General features: G+C 70.6%; 16 protein-coding genes. 7 read left to right on the forward strand and 9 right to left on the reverse strand.

The features are described from left to right. From ACWFR1_RS00140 to ACWFR1_RS00155, 4 genes are all read right to left on the reverse strand, one after another. Window positions 1-1,021 (reverse strand): DUF2637 domain-containing protein (locus tag ACWFR1_RS00140; RefSeq protein ID WP_453544913.1); only part of this gene is annotated, 1,021 nt, incomplete at its 3' end. Next, window positions 1,018-1,701, reverse strand: a complete 684-nt coding sequence (locus tag ACWFR1_RS00145) for a WhiB family transcriptional regulator (protein ID WP_453544914.1) — start codon at window positions 1,699-1,701, stop codon at window positions 1,018-1,020. The genes ACWFR1_RS00140 and ACWFR1_RS00145, both read right to left, overlap by 4 nt. Before the next feature lie 122 nt (window positions 1,702-1,823). Beyond that, window positions 1,824-2,576: an ATP-binding protein gene (locus tag ACWFR1_RS00150; protein WP_453544915.1), complete on the reverse strand. Its 753-nt coding sequence runs from the start codon at window positions 2,574-2,576 to the stop codon at window positions 1,824-1,826. Then, window positions 2,573-3,616 carry a hypothetical protein gene (locus tag ACWFR1_RS00155; RefSeq protein WP_453544916.1) on the reverse strand — a complete coding sequence of 348 codons (1,044 nt, stop codon included), beginning with the start codon at window positions 3,614-3,616 and terminating at the stop codon, window positions 2,573-2,575. Before ACWFR1_RS00155 ends, ACWFR1_RS00150 begins: the two co-directional genes overlap by 4 nt. 1,022 nt (window positions 3,617-4,638) lie before the next feature. Here ACWFR1_RS00155 and ACWFR1_RS00160 point away from each other — a divergent pair. Beyond that, window positions 4,639-6,081 (forward strand): MmyB family transcriptional regulator, encoded by a 1,443-nt coding sequence (locus ACWFR1_RS00160; RefSeq protein ID WP_453544917.1) that lies wholly within the window; start codon window positions 4,639-4,641, stop codon window positions 6,079-6,081. Between the two features lie 837 nt (window positions 6,082-6,918). On the opposite strand, the gene ACWFR1_RS00165 is transcribed toward ACWFR1_RS00160, so the two are convergent. The 4 genes from ACWFR1_RS00165 to ACWFR1_RS00180 all read right to left on the reverse strand — a co-directional run bounded on the left by ACWFR1_RS00165 (window position 6,919) and on the right by ACWFR1_RS00180 (window position 11,172). Further along, window positions 6,919-8,157, reverse strand: a complete 1,239-nt coding sequence (locus ACWFR1_RS00165) for a hypothetical protein (protein ID WP_453544918.1) — start codon at window positions 8,155-8,157, stop codon at window positions 6,919-6,921. 129 nt (window positions 8,158-8,286) lie between these two features. Continuing rightward, a complete protein-coding gene (locus ACWFR1_RS00170; RefSeq protein WP_453544919.1) occupies window positions 8,287-9,138 on the reverse strand; it encodes a phosphotransferase enzyme family protein in 852 nt (283 codons plus the stop codon). Continuing rightward, on the reverse strand, window positions 9,131-9,574 hold the full coding sequence (locus ACWFR1_RS00175) for an NUDIX domain-containing protein (protein WP_453544920.1): 444 nt from the start codon (window positions 9,572-9,574) through the stop codon (window positions 9,131-9,133). Before ACWFR1_RS00175 ends, ACWFR1_RS00170 begins: the two co-directional genes overlap by 8 nt. Before the next feature lie 278 nt (window positions 9,575-9,852). Continuing rightward, window positions 9,853-11,172, reverse strand: coding sequence for a helix-turn-helix transcriptional regulator (locus ACWFR1_RS00180; protein ID WP_453544921.1), 1,320 nt, complete (start codon window positions 11,170-11,172; stop codon window positions 9,853-9,855). 368 nt (window positions 11,173-11,540) lie between these two features. Here ACWFR1_RS00180 and ACWFR1_RS00185 point away from each other — a divergent pair, with 368 nt between their 5' ends. The 6 genes from ACWFR1_RS00185 (at window position 11,541) to ACWFR1_RS00210 (ending at window position 18,464) form a co-directional block, all read left to right on the forward strand. Beyond that, window positions 11,541-12,710 carry a cytochrome P450 gene (locus ACWFR1_RS00185; protein WP_453544922.1) on the forward strand — a complete coding sequence of 390 codons (1,170 nt, stop codon included), beginning with the start codon at window positions 11,541-11,543 and terminating at the stop codon, window positions 12,708-12,710. A gap of 71 nt (window positions 12,711-12,781) precedes the next feature. Beyond that, the gene (locus ACWFR1_RS00190; protein WP_453544923.1) at window positions 12,782-14,188 is read left to right on the forward strand and encodes a preATP grasp domain-containing protein; all 1,407 of its coding nucleotides are present in this window, start codon (window positions 12,782-12,784) and stop codon (window positions 14,186-14,188) included. Window positions 14,189-14,203: 15 nt separating this feature from the next. Beyond that, the gene (locus ACWFR1_RS00195) at window positions 14,204-15,172 is read left to right on the forward strand and encodes an aspartyl/asparaginyl beta-hydroxylase domain-containing protein (protein ID WP_453544924.1); all 969 of its coding nucleotides are present in this window, start codon (window positions 14,204-14,206) and stop codon (window positions 15,170-15,172) included. A gap of 34 nt (window positions 15,173-15,206) precedes the next feature. Continuing rightward, window positions 15,207-16,358 carry a glycine amidinotransferase gene (locus ACWFR1_RS00200; RefSeq protein WP_453544925.1) on the forward strand — a complete coding sequence of 384 codons (1,152 nt, stop codon included), beginning with the start codon at window positions 15,207-15,209 and terminating at the stop codon, window positions 16,356-16,358. Then, complete coding sequence (locus tag ACWFR1_RS00205; protein ID WP_453544926.1) at window positions 16,355-17,668, forward strand: ATP-grasp domain-containing protein; 1,314 nt, start codon at window positions 16,355-16,357, stop codon at window positions 17,666-17,668. The genes ACWFR1_RS00200 and ACWFR1_RS00205 overlap by 4 nt, the downstream gene beginning before the upstream one ends. Before the next feature lie 103 nt (window positions 17,669-17,771). Beyond that, entirely contained in the window at window positions 17,772-18,464 is a 693-nt protein-coding gene (locus ACWFR1_RS00210; RefSeq protein WP_453544927.1) for a class I SAM-dependent methyltransferase, read from the forward strand. Between the two features lie 39 nt (window positions 18,465-18,503). On the opposite strand, the gene ACWFR1_RS00215 is transcribed toward ACWFR1_RS00210, so the two are convergent. Continuing rightward, a complete protein-coding gene (locus tag ACWFR1_RS00215; RefSeq protein WP_453544928.1) occupies window positions 18,504-19,490 on the reverse strand; it encodes a phosphotransferase family protein in 987 nt (328 codons plus the stop codon). Between the last annotated feature and the right edge of the window lie 159 nt (window positions 19,491-19,649).

The raw sequence follows: 19,649 nt of genomic DNA on the forward strand, positions 1-19,649 counted from the left end.
GGTCCCCGTTGGGTTCCTGGTCCCCGTCGGTGTCGGGACGGTCCCCGTTGGGTTCCTGGTCCCCGTCGGTGTCGGGACGGTCCCCGTTGGGTTCCTGGTCCCCGTCGGTGTCGGGACGGTCCCCGTTGGGTTCCTGGTCCCCGCCGTCGTCGGGACAGTCCTCCGAGGTCGGGTGGGGGAGCGGCTGCTCAAGACCGGCCCCCGGTATGGCGTGCTCATGTTGGGGACGGTCGCCTCTGACCAGGGGCTTCAGGCTGGTACCCCGGTGAGGTGGCTCGGGAGCCTCCTGGGCGGCCGTGGTGCCAGCCGACGCGTCAGGGCGGGGTCCGTCGCCAGCCGGGACCGTACGGTTCCCGGTCCCCGCCTCCTGACCGTGGGGACCGATTACTCCCGCATCCGGCTCCGGGCAGGGGACCGGGGACGCTGCGGCGGAGTCGTTCGATTCCCGGGGACCGGCGGTCCCCACTTCCGTGGTCCCCGCGGTGCTCTGCTGGGGAGGGCCCTGGTCCCCTTCGGCCGCGACTTCCGTCCCCGGTGCCGAAGTCGGCGCGGGCGGTTCGTTACGCTGGCTGCGGGGCGCGACGAGCTGGTGGATTTGTCGCATCAGGACACCGAAGGCCAGCAGAGCGGCGGTCGGGGGGACGGCGGCGACGATGTAGTCGAGCAGCGGGACCGGGGCGTCGGTGCTGCCGTGGACGCCGGCGACGTTCAGCGCGATCGAGCCCACCGACCCCGTGATCGTCAGGCCGATCGCCCAGCCGTCCGTCACACGCTTCAGCCCTGCGCGCAGCATCAGCAGTTCACCAGTGACGATGAAGGCGTCCACGGTCCCGGGCCAGGCCCACTGCCGGGTCACGGAGCCGCCCAGTCCGTGCTGCCCGGCGATCTCGGCCAGGTGAGCGTAGGACAGCCAGAAGGACGCGATGGTCAGGGCCACGATGACGGCGCCGGCGGCGACGAGCACGTACTGCTCGGCAGCCCCCGTGGAGGGACTGCCGGTCGGATCGTGAGGGTGGGTCATGCTGCCTTTCGAAGCTCGTCGAACAGGACGGGAGTGTGGACGTGGCGGTCCACCGGGACGATGTCCTCGTCGTTGCGCTCGACGTCCGGACTGTCCGCGTCGTGGACGTTGGTCGTCGGCGGCTCCTCGCCGCGCGCCTTGGCTTCGCGGGCGGTTGCGGCCGGGGTGGGATCGGAGTGCACGTTGTACCGGTCGCGGTCGTCGATCGCGTGCGACTCCTCGCGCATCACGTCACGGGCCCAGTCGACGGTGACGCCCAGGACGTGGGCGAGGCGGGTTGCACGCCAGCCCCTGGCGCAGGCATAGCGGATGACGGCCTTGCGCTCCAGGCTGCTGAGGTGGACGTCCCGCCCGTTGATCGCCGAGCGCACCCGGCTGTAGTCGAGGCGGTCGTCGAGCTGCGCGCGCCACTTGGCCCGCTCCTTCAGGGTCAGCCCGCCCCACATCCCCCACTCGACCTTGTTCTCCAGGGCGAAGTTGAGGCAGTCGAGCCGCACGGGGCAGGCGGCGCACACCTGCTTGGCCTGTGCCCGGTCACGGGTGTTGCGGGGGCCGTGGAAGAACAGCCGGTCGGCCTCCTTGGGGGTGATGCCGTAGCAGGCGGCGCGGGCGTGCCAGCTGTGGTCCGCGATGGAGCGCAGGGCCGACTGGGGGCCGGTGTTGGTGGTGATGTAGCGCATCAGGGTGTCTTTCGGGTACGCCTCTGGCCTCTTCGGCGCCGGCCGGGCGGCGGAGGGCAGGGTGAGGCGGAGTCAATGGGCCCAGCGACGACGGCGGGCCGAGGAGACGAAGGGGGCGCGTGTCAGCGCTGGAAGCGGCGGTCGGGGCCGGTGAAGCGGACCGGGGTGCACATGCCGGACAGGCGGCTCAGTACCCGGTCGCCGATCAGGTCGCGCAGGACCGGCTGGCTGGGGGAGCCGGCGAGCTCGCGGACCGGCGGCAGGTTGGTGGTGAAGACCGTCGGCAGCTGGTTCTGGCAGCGCCAGTTCACCAGCCGGAAGAGCACCTCTTCGTTCCACGCCGAGGTCTTCGCCGCCCCCAGGTCGTCCAGGAGCAGCAGCGGCACCCGGACGATCCGGCGGAGCTGGTGCTCCAGGTCCACGCCGGCCTGCGGGCGGGCGTCGCCGTACAGGTCGGCAGCGGTCGTCGCGTGCCAGGCAACCCCGCACCCGGAAGCGGTCAGAGCCCGGATCGCGGCGTACGCCTGGTGGGTCTTGCCGGTCCCGAGGTTCCCCCACAGCAGCAGGGACGGTCCGTGCGCGAGCCGACGCCGGCCAGGAGCGCCGTACTGCGGGTTGAGCCCGCCGGAGTTCGAAGCGACCGCGCTGTCGGCGACCTTCCGAACCCAGGCGGCGACATCGGGGTGCTCCACCAAGGCATCGCGGTAGTCCTTCGGGATCCGCTGCTGCGCGGCCTCCAGGGCGGGGATCGGCTCCGGGGTGTCCGGGAGTGTGGCGGCCGGGTTGATCCCGCGCTCGGCGAGCTTCGCCTCCAGACGGGCCCGCAGCCGCTCCGGTACGGCGGGCTGGGGATCGGTGAGCTGGTAGCGGGTCACAGTCGGCCTCCGAATCCACTCGGCTCGGCAGCGGGGTCAAGGTAGGGCGTGTAGCTGGAGGTCGCCCAGCGGCCCCCGCCGGAGGCGCCGACGGCGGACGGGGACGGTGAGGCGTTCAGTGCCTCGTTGACCAGGCTCGGCAGGACCGTCGCGTGCAGGCCCTTCAGCCGCAGCTGGCCCAGGGCAGTGCGGATCACGTCCGGGTCGAAGTCTTCCTCCAGGAGGCCCTTCACCTGCCGGCCGACGAGCGCCACGACGTCCTTGGGAGGACGGTGGGCGCAGTCCCGCACGTACTCGGCCACCAGCGCCTTCGTCGAGGTGCCCGACGCAGCGGTTCGCGGGGCGTGGGCCTTGCCCCCCTTAGGGAAAGATCCAGGATCCAAGATCCTAGATCCAGACGCCGAGCCCTCGCGAGCATGCGCCGAGTCTTCGGCGAAAGCCGCCTGACCTGCGGATTTACCTGGCGCCTCGGACGCGGACCTTACGAGGCGCTCCTCGCTCCTCACTCGCACGGTGCCGCTGCCCACCACGGCCTCCGAGGCCGTGTCCGGCTCTCCCACAGCGGACGATCCTGGCGTTTCGAGGGCTCGACGAGGATGCGTCGAAACCGTCTGGACCGTGTTCGGGACCCCAGTGCGGGGGTGCTCGGCCGCTGGGCAGGACTCCTGGGAACAGCCGCCGCACTTCTGGTGGCTCTGGTGGACCGGGCACCGCGGGCGCCGTGACGCGGAGGGGCGGTCGATCTTCTGGTGCTTGTCCCACGTCACGACATGCAGGTAATCGTTCCCGTCACAGCCCATGTATCGGCAGATCAGGCCGGCACCCGCCAGCTGCTCCAGGTCGACGGCGACGTTGGCCGGCGTGTGATCGGCGCGCAGGGCCCACAGCCGCCCCGCGATGATCGCGGGGTGGTCGCGGAAGCGGCCGGAGTCGTCGGCCTGCGTGAGCAGGCCGAAGAAGGTCACCATCGCGGTGACGTCGATCGAGGCGAGATCCTCCGACTCGAACGCCTCGGGCTTGATCGTTCGGATACGCGCCATCAGGCAGCACCCCCTGTGGGGAGGCGGCGGATCGCACTCGTTGCGCGGGCCGAAACCCTCGGCCACTTGCGCAGAGCGGCGGTCATACGACACTCTCCTGTTCAGTGAAGCCGCACCGGTTGGTCCCGTGAGAAGGACGGTGCGAGTGAATGTGATCTCCATCGCGGGCATCGGCTCGGACGGGTGATCTGTTGAGGCGTCTGGCGTCTGAGAGTTGCCGCTCTCAGGCGCCGCCGCTTTTTCCTGGGACCCTCAGGCCCGTCAGGTGCCTACGTTCTCCTTGCGCGTCTCGATCCGGGCATGATCACCCGAGGGGACGACGAACATACGCAGACCCCGTCGGCAAGTCCATACATAGCTCTGAATCCCGTTACAAGGAACGCTGCTGCCGAGAGAGGCAGGCAGTGTCCATTGCGTCACCGACGTGTTGTCGGCTCTCCGAGCCGCTGCCGGTGCGATGTCGGGATCGATGATCTTCCCCCTGGCTCATGCGACGCGATCACGCCGCTGACCTGCTGATGACCAGGATTTAAACCCGCCCCGGAAACGTCGTCAACGTCGTCTCAAGTCGGTTTTACGCGCGTAGATATTCGCCGGAGTTCACGCACCGAAGCAGGCGTCCCGATCTAACTCCCCAGCGAGGGAAGCGGGATGGTTCGGGATACGGGGTGATGATCTTCGATCATGAGCAGACGACCGAGGGGATTTCGGGACTGAAAGAAAAAACCGGCAAGAATTTGTCGGTTTTGAAACCGGCAAATCCCTGCCGGTTTTCTGTCCGATTCGCTCCCGAACGCCGCGATATCGCCGCGCGCCCACTCCCTACGCAAGCGTAGGAAGCTGTGGAATCCGTCACGCCCGCCCCGGGCAAAGATTTCCAAGATCAATAACTTATCTCGTACTCTGGAATGGAGGTCAGGGGAGGGCCGTCGCGCGGAGCGTGGCAGCCCTCCCTTTTGCTGCCTCGTCTCGGGGACCGCAGACCCTCCGCCGGAGGGGCAGAGACGATCGAGGAGAAGTGGATGGGCGCCACAGTGCCCCTCCCCGCAGACAACGGGGACAGCGAGAAGGAACTTGTAGCCTCAGGCGACGAAGCTGGCGAGAGGGAGGCTACGGCCACCCGGTCCGGCCGGCCGTCCCCAGAACGTGGCGAGTTTCCGCATGCCGGGCAGGTCATGGGATTCGCCGGCCAGCTGCGCTCCTGGCGCAGGGCGGCCGGCGAGCGCAGGGGCCGCCGGGTGACCCAGGGTGAGTGCGCGAAGGCGATCGACCGGTCCGAACGGTGGTATCGCGACCTGGAGCGCGGCGCCGGCAGACACCGCCTTGACCGCAAGCAGTGCGAGGAGCTTGCTGACCTTCTGCAGCTCGACCGCGACGAGTTCATCGCGCTCCTGCTGTACAACAACCTCGGCACCAACACCGCGGCCGATGGAGGCGTCGACTCCCGCGTCCGCACCGGACTGCGCCTGCTGATCGACAAGCAGATGCCCTCGCCTACCTACCTGTGCGACGCCAACTGGAACATCCTCGGCTACAACCAGTCCATGGCGGAGTGGTGGCCCTGGGTGATGCAGCCGGGGGCCAACCTGATGCGCTGGGCCCTGACGAGCCAGGAAGCGCGCGCTCAATACCACGACTGGCACCGGCACGCCGTGGAGTACGTTCGCATGCTCAAGTTCGCCCTTGCCGGGCAGGACTCCGGCGAGCTGATGGAACTCATCGGCGACGTGTGCAAGGACCCCGAGGTCCGGAACATCTGGGAAACATGCAACGAACTCACGAAGAACAGAGACGGGCACGTCTTCCGGATGAGTATTCCGGTGATGGGCTGGGAGCCCATCGACGTCGTCAGTCACGTGCTCTACCCGGCGAACATGCCTGACTGCCGGTTCGTCGTCATCACCTGGTGGACCAAGGAAGAGGACGAGACCGAGCACGCCGACGTGGACACCGCTCTTGGTTCCCACTCACCAGAGGCCCCAGGTGAGAAGTCGCCAGAGCAGCCGACAGCTGCCGCGCGGCGCCGAATCGCAGACGCCATTACCGGACGCCTCTCCGTCCCGACAGCCGAAGATGCTGCGGCGCTCGCGGGAGACGACCGAATCGCCCTGCCCGTCCTCAGCCGGATGATCGGGCCGAACTGCCAGCTCACGCTCTCCCCTTCCGCCAAGACGGTTATCTGGGCCGTCCAGGAAGCGGACGGAGAGTGGGGCATCAGCGAAGTCAGCGCCTACACGCTGATCGTAAAGATCCCGGATGCGGCCGTTGTGGACGAAGCCCGCGAGGAGATGAAGCACCTGACCAGGGCGATCCTCCCCGCCGACCCGAAGCAGGCGGTGGCGCGGATCCAGGCACTCCTCCCGCAGCTCAGTAAGCGCATCCAGATTCTCGAAGAGGTATGGCGGGATCTGTACGAGGAGGACCGCACCGTCCCGTACATCTGGGCCCCGACCGACGAGATCTGAGCGTCGGGCAGCAAACGACCGCAGGCGATGGCCGACCACACTGAAGGGGCCGGCCATCGCCGCTTTCGTGGTCAGTGTGGCCTCGGAGCCGGGGCGAAGTCGGTGATCTGTTTGACGTCGGGGGTGTAGCCGTCGGACGTGTCGACGACGAGAGTCGGCAAATCGAGCGAGCTGCTGTCAGTCAGTGCCGGGCGGCATCGGAATCTCGCCGGGCGTCGGCCGGTACTGCGCCATCAGCGCCCGTACCCAGGCCGGCGTTTCCTCAGCCGACTCCCCCAGGCTGCCAGACTCTGCTGCGTGCGGGGCAAGTCTGGCACAGCGTGGCGGTCGGTGATTCGGGGCACGGTTCCCATGACGTGCGCGGCCCCGGTCTCAGCAGCCTGATGGTCGGCGCGTCGGTGGCGACAGACCGGGACCGGCTGAAGATGCCCCGGGCCACGGCAGGCCCGGGGGCTCGGAGTCAAGGGGTGACCGGTCCACGCGTACCACCCGTGTCGGAGGGCCGGGACCGTACCGTGCGGCCTGCCGGCTTGCTGGCCCGGTGGGTAGGGCGTGAACGGGTCGGCAGAAGTTGCCGGATGGCCCTGGGAGGAGGTCGTTTCGGCCAATCTCCGCCGCTCGGCCCGTGCAGACGGCAGCAAGGCCGTACGGTCCCGTGCCATGGAGTCTGGCGAGGTCGACCGGCTTTTGCAGCACGCCCGCAGGGTTCGGTTCCCGTCCGCCTGGGACGGCAGGCGAGCACCCTCATACCCAGGCCTTGCGCGATCTCGTCTCCGCGTAGCCCCGGCCTGACCGGTCAGGTGGCGGGCAACACGGGTGCCGGCGAGGTGCTGCCCATCACCTGCTGCGGCGGGCTGCTGATCCGCCGCGCGGCCTGGCGAGGGCCCGGAGCCAGGCCACGGTGACCCCCGCAGCTACTACAGCCGAGGTCGCCATGGCGAGCGTCATCGTTCCCGTGCCCGTATCGAGCGTCGGCCCGGCCACGAGTCGCCCGAGCAGCGCGGAGAGCAGTACCACCGGCAGCGCCACGGCCGCCCACCTCATCGCGAGCCACCTGCTCGGCACACCCGCCGATGGCAGAGGAGCCTCTCCGGCGCCCAGAACCGCCCCCGGCACTGCTTCCGTTCCGGGGCCGGGCTCGGCGGTTTTGGGGCGCTGTTGCGCGAGGCGCTGCGCGGCGAGGATCTCCGTGCGGCGCAGCCGGTACTGCTCCACCAGCAGGGCGTGGCTGCCCCGGCTGCCGTGTGCCGGGAGGAGCCGCAGGGCCTCGTCGATCGCGGCCCCGGCTTTCTCGTACTCTTCACAGATCAGATGGCCGATCGCCAGCCAGTAATGCATCCCGTGATCGTCGGGATGTTCGTCGAGCGCCTGCCGGGCGTGCTCGACCAAGACCTCGCCCTGCCCCGGGAAGAACCTGGAGTTCGCCAGCCCGTTGAGGCAGACGTCCATCGTCGCCCGGCCCCGGCCGGGGTGCGCCCATGCCTCCCGCATCAGGTCGAGGGCGTGGTCGGAGGTGTAGGTGCGGTCCCCGTACGCGGCCAGCGACCGCAGGGCGGTGAGTACCGGCTCGGTACGTCGGTGGGCGGCTGTCTGGGCGAGACGGCTGTAGGCCAGCAGCCGGTACAAGGCCCGGAAGGAGAAGTTCGCGCGGAGTTTCCCGCCCTGGTAGAGGCAGGCGAAGTAGGCGACGTCCGCAGCCTGTTCGCCGAGCTGCCCGATCTGGGCGGTCAACGCCTCCACGGCCGTGTCGGTGTCCACCGTGTCGGACGTGATGAACCCGTAGCCGAGCCCCCACTTCCCCTCGATCACCCGCCGCTGCTCCGCATCCACTTGCTCGGCGAGCCACAGGGCGCACCGGACGGCGGTGTCGAGGCTGGGCTCGGCCAGGAAGCGGATCCGCCAGTAGCGGTCGGCGCAGATCAGGACCGGGTCAGTGGCGAAGTCCGTGGAGGAGACCGTGAAGTCGGGGACCATCCCGGACTCGACCAGCTCTTCGGCCACCTTCTCGCAGAACCGGTCGAGGGCGCGGCGGTCCGACCGTGGGGCGCGGCTAAGCCGCCGGGCTATCTCACTCACGCCCCGATCGTCTCACCGAACACCATGGAGGGACGGGGGATTCGGATACGAGGTCAGCGTTGTCCCGGGGCGGTTGGGCGCGGGTGAGTCAGCTGAGGCGGACCACGATCCAGTCGTGCGCCGTGATCTCTATCGGCCGCCTTCCAGTCGGTCCAGGATCTCGTAGGCATGGCGCTCGAAGTCGTGATCTCTGCGGGGCCGGGCGTAGGGGAAGATGCTGGCTGCGGCCCAGAGCCGGACGGCGTCGATTTCCTCGTGCTGTACGGGCTCGGTCATCTGGCTCAGGCCGTAGCCGGAGAGGAAGGCTTCGCGGTCCTCGCGGGCATTGAGTTCGCGGTCCCATAGTTTCGCGAAGTCCAGGAGTGGTTGGCCGATGGCGGCGTGCTCGAAGTCGAGCAGCCACATCTGGTTGTGGGAGTTCACGTGGAGGTTCCGCCAGCCCATGTCGCCGTGGAGGAGACAGACGCGGCTGTCGGGAACGACTTTCGGGCTGTTGGCGAGGAGCTGGTCGCTGATCTTTCGGATCCGCTCGGCGAGGGGCGGGTCGGACTGGGCGACGAGTGCGACCTTTTCGGTGATGAGGTCGCGTACATCGGCATACCGGCGCAGGTGGCTGTCGTGGATTCCACTGGTTGCGGCGTGGAGATTGCCCAGGAGGCGTCCGGCACGGCGGATGTGGTCTGGGCTGGGGAGGAATGGCTCCAGATCGTGCCATTCGTACGCCAGCCACCGGCGCTGGTCGTCGAGGGTTCCGTGGTCGACGATCTTCGGCGTGGGGATGTGGGTGCCGGTGAGGTGGTGCTGTGCGCGGAGCTCCGCGGTGTAGTAGGCGGGGTGGCCGTTGATCACCTTGATGAAGAGGGCGGTTCCGTCGGCCGTGACACCTTTGTAGTGGGTGTTGTGGTGCGGTTGCTTGTGGGCGATCGGGCTGAGGCGGCAGTGGAGCGCCGCCTCGACCTGCGCTCGGGTGTCACTACTCATCGTGCTCGGGGCTGTCGTCGTAGCCGTAGTGCTGGCTGATGAGTTTCCAGTTGTCGCGGTTGCTGTCCCAGAACAGGGCCTCGGCGACGCGGGCAGGCGCGACCCACTGGTGGGCCTGGTGCTCGTGCGGGTTGGTGGTCACCGTGGTGTCCGGTGCGCTGGCGGTGTAGAGGGTCTTGCTGATGGTGAGCCCGGGGGAGATGACGACGGTCACGTCTGTGGCGATCTCGGTGAGCTGGGTGTCGGTGAACTCCAGCCCGGCCTCTTCGCGGATCTCCCGGAGGACAGCCTGAAGCGGGTTTTCCCCGTCCTCGATGCCGCCGGTGATCGGCTGCCAGAACGCCTCGTGCTTGCCCGGCCGGGCCGGTACCTGAAGGAGGAGGACGCCCTGGTCAGGGTGGGTGATCCAGCATTCGATGCTGTATTTGGTCGTCACAGAGTCCTACATTCTCATGCGGGAGTGGTGATCGCGGGGTCGTCGGGACTCTCGATGCGTCGGTTCCAAGGTGAGCCCAAAAGGGGCCATGGAATGATCTTGAAGCTCTGAAGTGGGTCAGTGTGCGGTCTGCGGCTGGGCTCGGGGGCCGGGGAGTTCGCCGGTCTGGCGGGCGGCGAAGTCGGCGTGGGCCGCTTCGACGGCTTCGGGGTACGCCTCGGGCGCGTTGGCAGCGCTCTGTTCGAGCTTCGCAAGCAGGGGTGGCCGGTGGCAGGGCTTCAGCCGACGACTCGGAGCCGTTCGAGGAGTTCGCCGACACCGGCCGTGTGTGCGTATCGCGACAGCTCCGGTTCGAGGTCGCGCACCATCGTCACGCACCTGGGCGCGTCGATCCGGCTGGCCAGGTCGAGGGAACGGGTAGCGGTCGCCGCGGCGATCTCCGGTTCGCCGTCCCGGAGGTAGGTCTCGGCCTGGTAGGCCAGGAACACGGATTTGGTCTTGGAACGGGTGGCGGTCAGCAGATCGATGCCCTCGTCCATCAGCTGGTGGGCCTGGCGCCGCTGGCCGAGATCCGCGAGACAACGACCGCCGTCGGCTGCGAGGTCTGCGGTTGACATCCACGAGCACCAGGCGGGGGCCGGATCGTACGACGGGGTGTCGAGCGCCTTCTCCGCGGCGGTGAGGGCCCGGCGGCATTGGCCGCCCTCGTCGAGGGCGGCGAGGGCGCGGGCCTGTCGCAGGTGGAGAAGGGACCGCGCGGTGGGGTGCTGGGTGCGGGGGATGGCGTGTTCGAGGATGTCGGCCGCGGCGCGGGCGTCCTTGAGCCACAGCAGTTGGTACGCGAGGTCGGAGAGGATGCCCGCGCCGAGGTCGCGCTGGTGGGCGGTGTGGGCGTTGTGGAGTGCGGCGTGCCAGAAGCGGCCGGCGGAGGCGTGGCGGCGTTCGTCGAAGTGCTGCCAGGCGATGGCCTGGGAGAGGGAGGCTGCCAGGGTGTGCAGCCGCTGACCGGCGGCGGGGGTGTAGCGGGACTCGCTGATGAACTCGGTGACGGTGGTGAGGTGCGCGTTGAGGAGATGGCGGGTGCGGCGTCTGCGTTCGGTGGCGAGGCGGATCAGCTCCGTCCCGGTGGCCTCCAGCCAGTCGAGCATCTCGGCGTCGACTTCGCCGGGCGCGGCGATCCGTGCGAACCGGCCGGACTCGGTGACGGCCCACTGGTGGGCGAGAACGGCCAGCGAGCCGCTGGTGTAGGCGATGAACGACCGGCGGTCCAGGGAGGTCATCAGGGCCTCTCGGAGTGAGGGGACGGCGTTGTGCGGGCCCAGTGGCAGCGGTCTGTCCTGGCCCGGGAGCCAGTGGGGCCAGCCGAGATGGGCGACGGCCGCGTAGTCGATGCCGAGGACCTCGGCGATGAGCGGCTGGGATTCGTCTTCGTCGGGGTCGGCGCGGCCGGTCTCCCACTTGGAGACCCGTGAGCCCCTGGTGCCCGAGCGCAGGCCGCGCCGCTTGGCGGCCTGCCGGATACGGCGGGCCAGCTCTTCCTGCGACCAGCCGCGCTCGTTCCTGGCGTGCGCGAGGGGGTGGCGGATTTCGTCGTCCACCCGCCCATTGCACCACCTGCTCCGCGCCCGGGAGAGCTGTTCGAGGAGACCGGGGATAGGGCGGGGATAGGGATTTCCTCTGGGCACCGCGGCCGGCGCCCGCTGTACTCGTTGTGTTCCGCCCGGCACCCCGCGTGACCGGGCGGAGCGCGGCGACGACCGTTCCCTATGGCCTTGTCCCGCCCGCCGGACTGCGTCTCCCCGTCTGTCGGGCGAGGGCCGACCGGAGCCTTCGCCGTCGCCGTACGCCCGCCGTCACCGACGCACAGGGAGGGGCTGCCATGTCGTACGACCACTGAGCCCGAGAAGTCCGGGGCGGGCCCGTCCGAGGTGGCGGGCCCGCCCTTCCCGCTCCGGAAGGACTCGCGATGCTGTCTGTGACCGACCGCTACGACCCCTTGGACGCGGAGATCCTGCGCGACCCCTACCCGGTGCTGGCCGAACTGCGTGAGCACGCGCCGGTGTTCTGGCACGCGGGCATGGATTCGTGGGCGCTGACCCGGTACGCGGACAGCGTGCGGGTGCTGCGCGACCACGAGACGTTCGCCCGCGATCCGCGGCGTACCGGGGGCACGGTGCCGGAGCCGTCGTTGAGCGTGCAGACGCTCGACCCGCCGCAGCAGAGCCGGGTCCGGTCCCTTTTCATGACCGCGCTGCGTGCCCAGGACCTGACCGGGGTGGAGGACCGTGCCCGCCTTCTGGTGGGCGAGCGGCTCGACCGGCTGGCCGGTGGGGGCCCGTTCGATGTGGTGGCCGAGATCGCGGTGCCGCTGTCTGTGGCGGTTGTCGCGGATCTGCTTGGTGTCGAGCCTCCGCCGTACGGGGAGTTCGCCGCGGTGTCGGACGCGATCATGCGGAGCATGGACGGCGGCCTCAACCCCGCGCTCGTCGAGCCGGGCCGCGTCGCCCGCCAGCAGCTGAGCGACCTGGTTGACTCCTGGTTCACGGCCTCCGCCAGGCCCGGCCTGCTGGCCCGGGTACGGCAGGCCACGGCACCCGGCTCCGACGCGCAGGCCCGGCTGTATGTGAAGAACACGGCGCGGGTGATGTTCCAGGGCGGATACAGCACGATGGCGGCCGCCATCGGCAACGCCGTCCATACCCTTCTCACCCACCCGGGAACCCTCGACCGGATGCGGGACCGGGCGCTGCTGGCCACGGGGGTGGATGAGCTGGTGCGCTTCGACGGGCCGGTGCAGGGCACCACGCGCACGGCCGTACGGGCGTGCCGGATCGGTCACGTCGACATCGCCCCCGGGCAGAAGGTCGTTCCCCTGTTCGCGGCGGCCAACCGTGACCCGGCTGCCTTCACGCGGGCGGACGAGCTGGTGCTGGACCGCACCCCGAACCGCCACCTCGGCTACGGGTGGGGGCCGCACTCCTGCATCGGGACGACCGTCGCACAGGCCGGGCTGCGCGCCCTGGTCACGGCCCTGAACGACCACCCGGCCCGGCTGGCAGCCGCCGGCGAGGGCCTGCGGCGCCGGACCGCGACCATGCGGGCCTTCGACACACTGCCCGCCGCCCTCCTCGTCTGATCCCTCCCCGGTCCAGGCGGTGCCGCGCGGCACCGCCCGGGGCTACCGCCCCACGTCTTCAGGAGTCCGCTGTGCGCATCCTCATCGGCAACCACATCGATCCGTCCATCCGCGAGCGCGGCGACATGCGGGCCTGGACGCAGCGCCTGTTCTGGTTCGCCCGCCCCGGGGACCTGCTCATCCTGTGCTGCGAGCCGGACGCGGCGTTCGTCGACTACGCCCTGTCCCACACCGGCGTGAAGCGCGAGAAGCTGACCGTGTTGGCCGCTCCGACCGGAGCGTGGGGCGAGAGGCTGCTCGATCCCGCCTCCCTGACCGTGCCCGAGTTCGTGGAGCAGGTGCGGGCCGCGCTCGGTCCGGCCGGGGCCGGCGCGGTGAGCGAGGTGTTCGCGCTGTGGCCGTCGGCCGCCGTGGCGCGGCTCGCCGACGCCCTGGGCGTGGCCGACCGCTTCCCGGGCGCGGCCTTCTTCGGGCAGGGCGGCGGGGAGATCGGCAACAACAAGGCGAACTTCCGGGCCCTGGCGGCGGCGGCCGGGGTGACGATCCTGCCGGGCCGCATCTGCCGCAGCCGCGCCGAAGCGACCGAAGCGACCGGTGCGCTGCTGGAGAGCTCCGAGTCGGGGGCCGTCGTGGTCAAGCAGGCCCACAACGGGGCCGGGGTCGGCAACCAGCTGCTCGTCCGCGAGCCGGAGATGGCCGTGGACCACGTCGGGGCCCGGCATCTGCACCACCTGGCCCCGGGCCCGGACGGCATCGCCGCGTACTGGGCCGAGCGGTGGCCGTGGGCGAGCGGGAACGACCGGTGGCCGGTCGTCGTCGAGGAGTTCGCGCCCGGCGCCGACGCGGTGTACTCCGAGCACTACGCCGCCGACGGCGGCATCCGGGCCACCGAGACGGGCCGCCTGCTGTACGTCGGGCGGCGCCTGAGCCACCAGATCGTGCCGCTGGACGGCGTCACCGGGCCGGTGCGGGCGGCGCTGCTGGACGGCGGAACCCGGCTGGCCGAGGCGTACCGGGCGTTCGGCTACCGCGGGCACCTGAGTGCGGACGCCCTGGTCCTGCCCAACGGGGCTGTGGTGTTCACGGAGGTCAACGCGCAGGTCTCCGGGTCGTTGCACATCTACCAGTCGATCGCCTACGCCATCGTCGACGTCGCCGCCGAACCGGCCCGGCAGGTGGTCGAGTACCACGTCCCGCCCACCTGGGCGGTGCCCTCCTTCGCCGTCTTCCTGGCCGCGCTCGACGAGCTGGGCCTGGCGTACGACCCGGTCACCCGGACCGGGGTGATCGTGTCGATGCCCGCCGTCCCCCTGGCCCCCGGGGAGCCGGTGCAGTTCGTGTTCTGCCTCGCCTACGACCCCGCCGAAGGCCACGCGGGCGCGTTCGACCGGCTCGACGCGCGGTTCGCGACCGTGCCCGCCGGCACCTACGACGCCAGCCAGCACGTCGCCACCGGCGCCGTGTCCTTTTCCTCCTGACCCGGGAGCCTCACCATGACCACCTCCCTCACCGCGGCCACTGAGGCCGCTCAGCTCTCTCCCGTCTTCGACGCGGACAAGCTTGCGGCCGAACTCGCGGCCGTCACCGCCCACACCTGGAACCCGCAGCGCACCCACACCTACGGCGGGCAGGTCGGCCTTCCCGCCGCGATCGACTGGCGGGTCCTACCCCTGCGCAGCCTCGGCGGCGATCCGGAACGCACTGACCCGGGCGGCCCCGGGCCGCAGCCGTTCGCGCCGACGCACTGGCTCGACCGACTGCCCTACCTCGCGGAGATCCTGGACTCGCTCCCGGCCCCGCTGAACGCGGTACGGCTGATGGCACTGGGGCCCGGCGCCGTCTCGGACCCGCACCGCGACCCCAAGTACAGGCTCGACCGAGGCATCACGCGCCTGCACATCCCCGTCGTCACCGACCCGGCCGCCGTGCTCGTCCTGGACGGCGTCGAACACTGCTGGCAGCCGGGCACCCTCTGGTATGGCGACTTCTCCCGCGAGCACCTGGTGCGCAACACCAGCCAGACCGTGACCCGGGTCCACGTCGTCATCGACGCCCTTTTCACCACCGACCTCGTGGCCTGGTTCCCGGACGCCTGGCAGGAACTCCTCACCCACGGCGAGGTCCTGCTCAACCGCACCGGCCTGGCCGGAGCTCCCGCCTGGCCCGGCGAGCTGCCGTACGAGGCTCTGCTGCCGTCCGGGTTCGCGGACTTCGACTCACCCGCCCCGCTGGACGGCTCCCTCATCCCCGCCCGCATCGACCGCGACGCCGACGTCCTCGCCCTGACGGTCGCCGGGCGCACCTTCGCACTCGTCCCGGTCGACGGCACCGGGGAGTTCCGGTTCTCCGGCTGGAGCGAGCAGCGCACCCTCCAGCCGGACAGCGGCGGTCTGACCCTGCGGGTGCGCAGAGGCCGAGCGCTCGCCGACCGGCACGTGACCGCCGCGCCCCGCGCCTCTTGACCCGCCCCGCAGACCCGAGAGAAGAGGAACGCCCATGCCCCGCCTGAACAGTCACGACGACTTCACCCCGCTCAACGAGATCATCGTCGGGTCCGCCGCCAACTACCTGTCCCACGAGCGTGACGTCAGCTTCGAGCTGTTCCATCACGAGAACCTGGCCGGCTTCCGGTCGGACTGGGCCTATCCGCGCCTGACTCGGGCGGCGGGCGGCCGCAGGGAGAGCTGGGCCATCAAGCAGCGGTACGCCGAGGAGCTGCACGAGGACGTGGAGGCCCTGGCCGCCGTGCTCACCGGGCTCGGGGTCGCCGTGCACCGGCCGCTGCCCCTGCCTCCGGACACAAAGCCCATCGCGGGTCTGGGCTGGGAGGCCGCCCCGACCCCGGCGCTGAACATCCGCGACAACACCCTGATCCTCGGGAGCGAGATCATCGAGACGCCGCCGGCGATCCGCTCCCGCTACCTGGAAACCCGCCTGCTCGCCCCCGTCTTCACCGCCTACTGGGAGTCCGGCGCGCGGTGGACGACGATGCCCCGCCCTACTCTCACCGACAACAGCTTCGACCTGTCGTACGCGCGGGACACCGCGACCACCCTGGGCGGGCCGACCGAGTCCGTCGACGACCCGCGGCCGAGCCCCTACGACGTCGGCGTGGAGATGATGCTGGACGGCGCGCAGGTGCTGCGACTGGGCCGAGACCTGGTCGTCAACGTCGCCCAGGCCAACCACGTCCGGGGCGCCGAGTGGCTGGAGAGGCACCTCGGCCACGCGTACCGCGTCCACCGGGTGTGGCGGATGGCGGACAACCACATCGACAGCATGGTCCTCGCCCTGAAGCCGGGGGTGTTCCTGGCCCGGCACGACGGCATCCGGGACCTGATGCCCGAACCGCTGCGCTCGTGGCGCTACATCGTGCCGCCGGAGCCGGACACCGGCGCGTTCCCGGTCTACGACGACTACGAGGACCTGGTCCTCACCAGCCCCTACATCGACCTCAACGTCCTGTCCGTCGACGAGAACACCGTGCTGGTCAACGAGGACTGCACCGGCCTGGCCAAGACCCTCGACGCGGCGGGCTTCACCACCGTGCCGGTACGCCACCGCCACCGGCGGCTGTTCGGCGGAGGCTTCCACTGCTTCACCCTCGACACGGTTCGCGAGGGCGCCCGCGAGGACTATCTGGCGTGAGAGCGCCCCGTGTCCTGCTGCTGGAGGCGGCCGGCCCCGAGTCCGGCGCGATCGCCCGGACCGCCGCCGCCTCCGGCTACCGGGTCCACGCCGCCACCGATTCCACCACACACTCCGCCTACGGCGCCGACCTCCGACAGATCCTGTCCGGCTGCGTGCTGAGCGACTTCTCCCGCCCCGACCGGGCTCTGGAGGACGTCGTCGGCTACGCCCGCCGGATCGGCGCCGACGCGGTACTCACTGCCAACGAGTACCTCACACCGCTGCTCGCGCAGGTATGCGCCGAGCTCGGCCTGCCGGGCAACGACCCGGCCCGTGCGATGGCGGCCCGCGACAAGGCCGCCATGAGCCAGGCGTTCGCCCTCCACGGTGTTGCCGCGCCCCGCACCCGCGTCCTCGGCAGTGAGGACGAACTACGCCTGCTCCGTGCCGCCGGGGAGATTGCCCTCCCGTGCGTCATCAAGCCCGCTGACGGCGCGGGCTCCGCTGGCGTCACCGTCGTCACCGACCCCGCCCGTGCGGCCGGTGCCTGGCGGGCGGCCCGTTCCCCACGTGGCATGTACGGCCTGCCGTCCGACCCGCGCGTCCTGGTCCAGGACTATGTCGAGGGCACCGAGTACAGCGTCGAATCGATCACGCAGCACGGGACGACCACGCATGTGTGCGCCACCCGGAAGAGCGTCACCCCGGGCGCCCACCGGGTCGAGGTCGGTCACAGCCTGCCCGCCGCCCTGCCCCCGGGCTCAGAGCGGGCCGTGTACCAGGAGGTGGAGCGGGCGATCGCCGCGGTGGGTATCCGCAACGGCGCCTCGCACACCGAGGTCATCGTCGGCGGGGACGGGCGGTGCTCGGTCGTCGAGATCGGTGCCCGCCTCGGTGCCGGGCACATCGGCGTTCTCCTGCGGCACGCGCTGGGAATCGACCCGTGGGCGGTACTCCTGGACACCGCCCTCGGCCGCCCCGCGCACCTCACCCCAGCCCGCCGCGCGTACGCGAGCGTAAGGTTCCTGACCAGCCCTCACACCGGCCGCCTGGCCGCGGTGACCGGCCTGCCCGAGAAGGGCCCCGGTGTGCCCGCCGTCCACCTGCGCACGGCCGTCGGCCAGACCGTACGACCGGCACAGACCAACCGCGGGCGCCTCGGCCACTTCATCGTCACCGGTCCTGATCCCGCCGCCGTCGAGCGCCAGGCCGAGCAGATACTCGCCCGGATCACCGTCGTGGTCGACTCCGACCGCGCGCCGCACCGCGCCGGATCACCCGCTGTCCCCGGGCCGAGCCCGGAAAGGGAGGCAACCCGTGCACCGTGAGCCGATCACCCCGCATATCGGGCGAGAGGACCCTGCGGCGATTCTGTCGGGCGAGTTTGACGCGCTGTTCCACGGCGAAGCCCGCTCTGGAGGTTTCAGCCGGGTGGCCCGGATCGTCGATCCGGCGCTGCCGCCGGAGGCCGAACCGTTCTCCTTCCTCTGCGCCGATCTGCTGCACCACATCGACGCCGAACTGGCCCTGGAGGAGGGCGAGGAACTGGCTGATCTCGGATGCGGGCGTGGCGGCCCCGGTCTGTGGCTGGCCCGCGCGGCACACGCCGACCTGGTCGGTATCGACTTCTCGCCGGTCGCGGTGGCCCAGGCCCGGCAACGGGCCACCGCCTACGAGATGAAAGGCACGGCGCACTTCGTGGTGAACGACCTGACCACCACCGGGCTTCCCCGCGCGAGCGTGTCGGCGGCCGTCTCCATCGACGCTCTCCAGTACGCCGACGACCGCGCCGCAGCAGCCTGGGAGGCCCGCCGGATTCTCCGCCCGGGTGGACGTCTCGTCGTCACCGGCTGGCACCCGCTCAGCCCCGGCGACCCACGACTGCCCGAACGCCACCGCCACAGCGACTGGCCCGCGGTGCTGCACGCCGCCGGGTTCACCGCCGTGCAATGCCACGCCCGTCCGGCCTGGAGCAACACCTACCAGAACATCTACCGCGTCGCGCTCCAGCTCGGCGACCCGGGCCAGGACACCGCGCTCGCCGGACTACAAAGCGAAGCCCGCCGACGCCTGCCCACCGCCCACCTCCTGCGCAGGGTCGCCGTCACCGCCGTATCCGGCTGAACCTCCAGACGACCGGGCGCACCGGTTGGTGCGGGAACGTCAGCTCAGGTCGGCCAGAACGGCGGCTACGGCGTTGTAGGTGTTCTCCACCCCGGTGGCGTTGCCCAGCCGGTGGCGCTCCAGCCGGACGGCGCCGAGGTGCCGGACCTCGTAGACCAGCGAACGCCATACCGCGGAGGGAGAGCAGTCCCGCTCCCCATAAGTCTCCCAGAACGCCACGCGCTCGTCCTGCTTCGCCAGCGCCATGCGGATCGTCCAGTCCGCGGCCGGGTCGCCCCACCATGTGCGGTCCATGTCGAGCACCCCGGTGATTGTGGGCTCTGCGGCCCCGGCGTCGAGCATCACGTTGACCGTCCACAGGTCCCCGGTCAGCAGCCCCGGTTCGTTGACCTCGTCGAGCACGCCACGGTCGTGCGCGGCCACTGCGGCGACCTTGCGTACGTCGGCCGCGTCCAGGCCGGCCCCGTCCAGGTCGGCGGCGATCTCCTCCAGCGACGTGATCACCGCCTCGCTCCACGTCCCGTGCCCCGGGCCGCCGACGGGCCCGAAGTGCGGGCCCCGCACGTCGTGCACGGAGCGGGCGATGGCACCCATCTGCCGGAAGAACGCCGGCCACGCCGTGCGCGGGTACGTCCCCAGGTGCTCAGGGGCCGGGACGCCGTCCAGGTGGGTCTGGATCATCCAGTCCCGGCCGATCACCTCGTGCGACCAGTCCGCCGCGAGGACCTGCGGCATCAGCGGCGCGATCACCGCCAACCACGGCATGCTGCCGTACTCGTTGCGCATCAGGTGGCGCTCACTACGGAACTGGCGGGCCTCTTCCGGTGCGACCCTCAGGATAACCGGCTGGTCCCGCCCGGCCAGGGCCACGCGGTACACGTTGTTGTACATCCCCGTGCCCAGCTCGACGGCGGACACCGGCGTGGCGGCGTCCCCGAACGCCCGCTGGCAGACCTTCCCGATCTCCTGCGCGGTCAGTGACTGCTGGAATGCGTCCGAGGCGCGCTCAACCGGATGGAAGTCCATACCGCCCAGGATGCCCCGCCCGACGGCCGTTCGTCACATCCATCGCGTACAGCGGTACGGCGGAAACAGGTCCGTCCTGGTGACACGGTTCCGGCCGAAGGCCCGTACGCTCCAGGCGCCCGGGCGGGGAAGAGTGACGGCTCCCCGTCCGGGCGCCCG

The organism is Streptomyces sp. NPDC055103 (assembly GCF_053607625.1).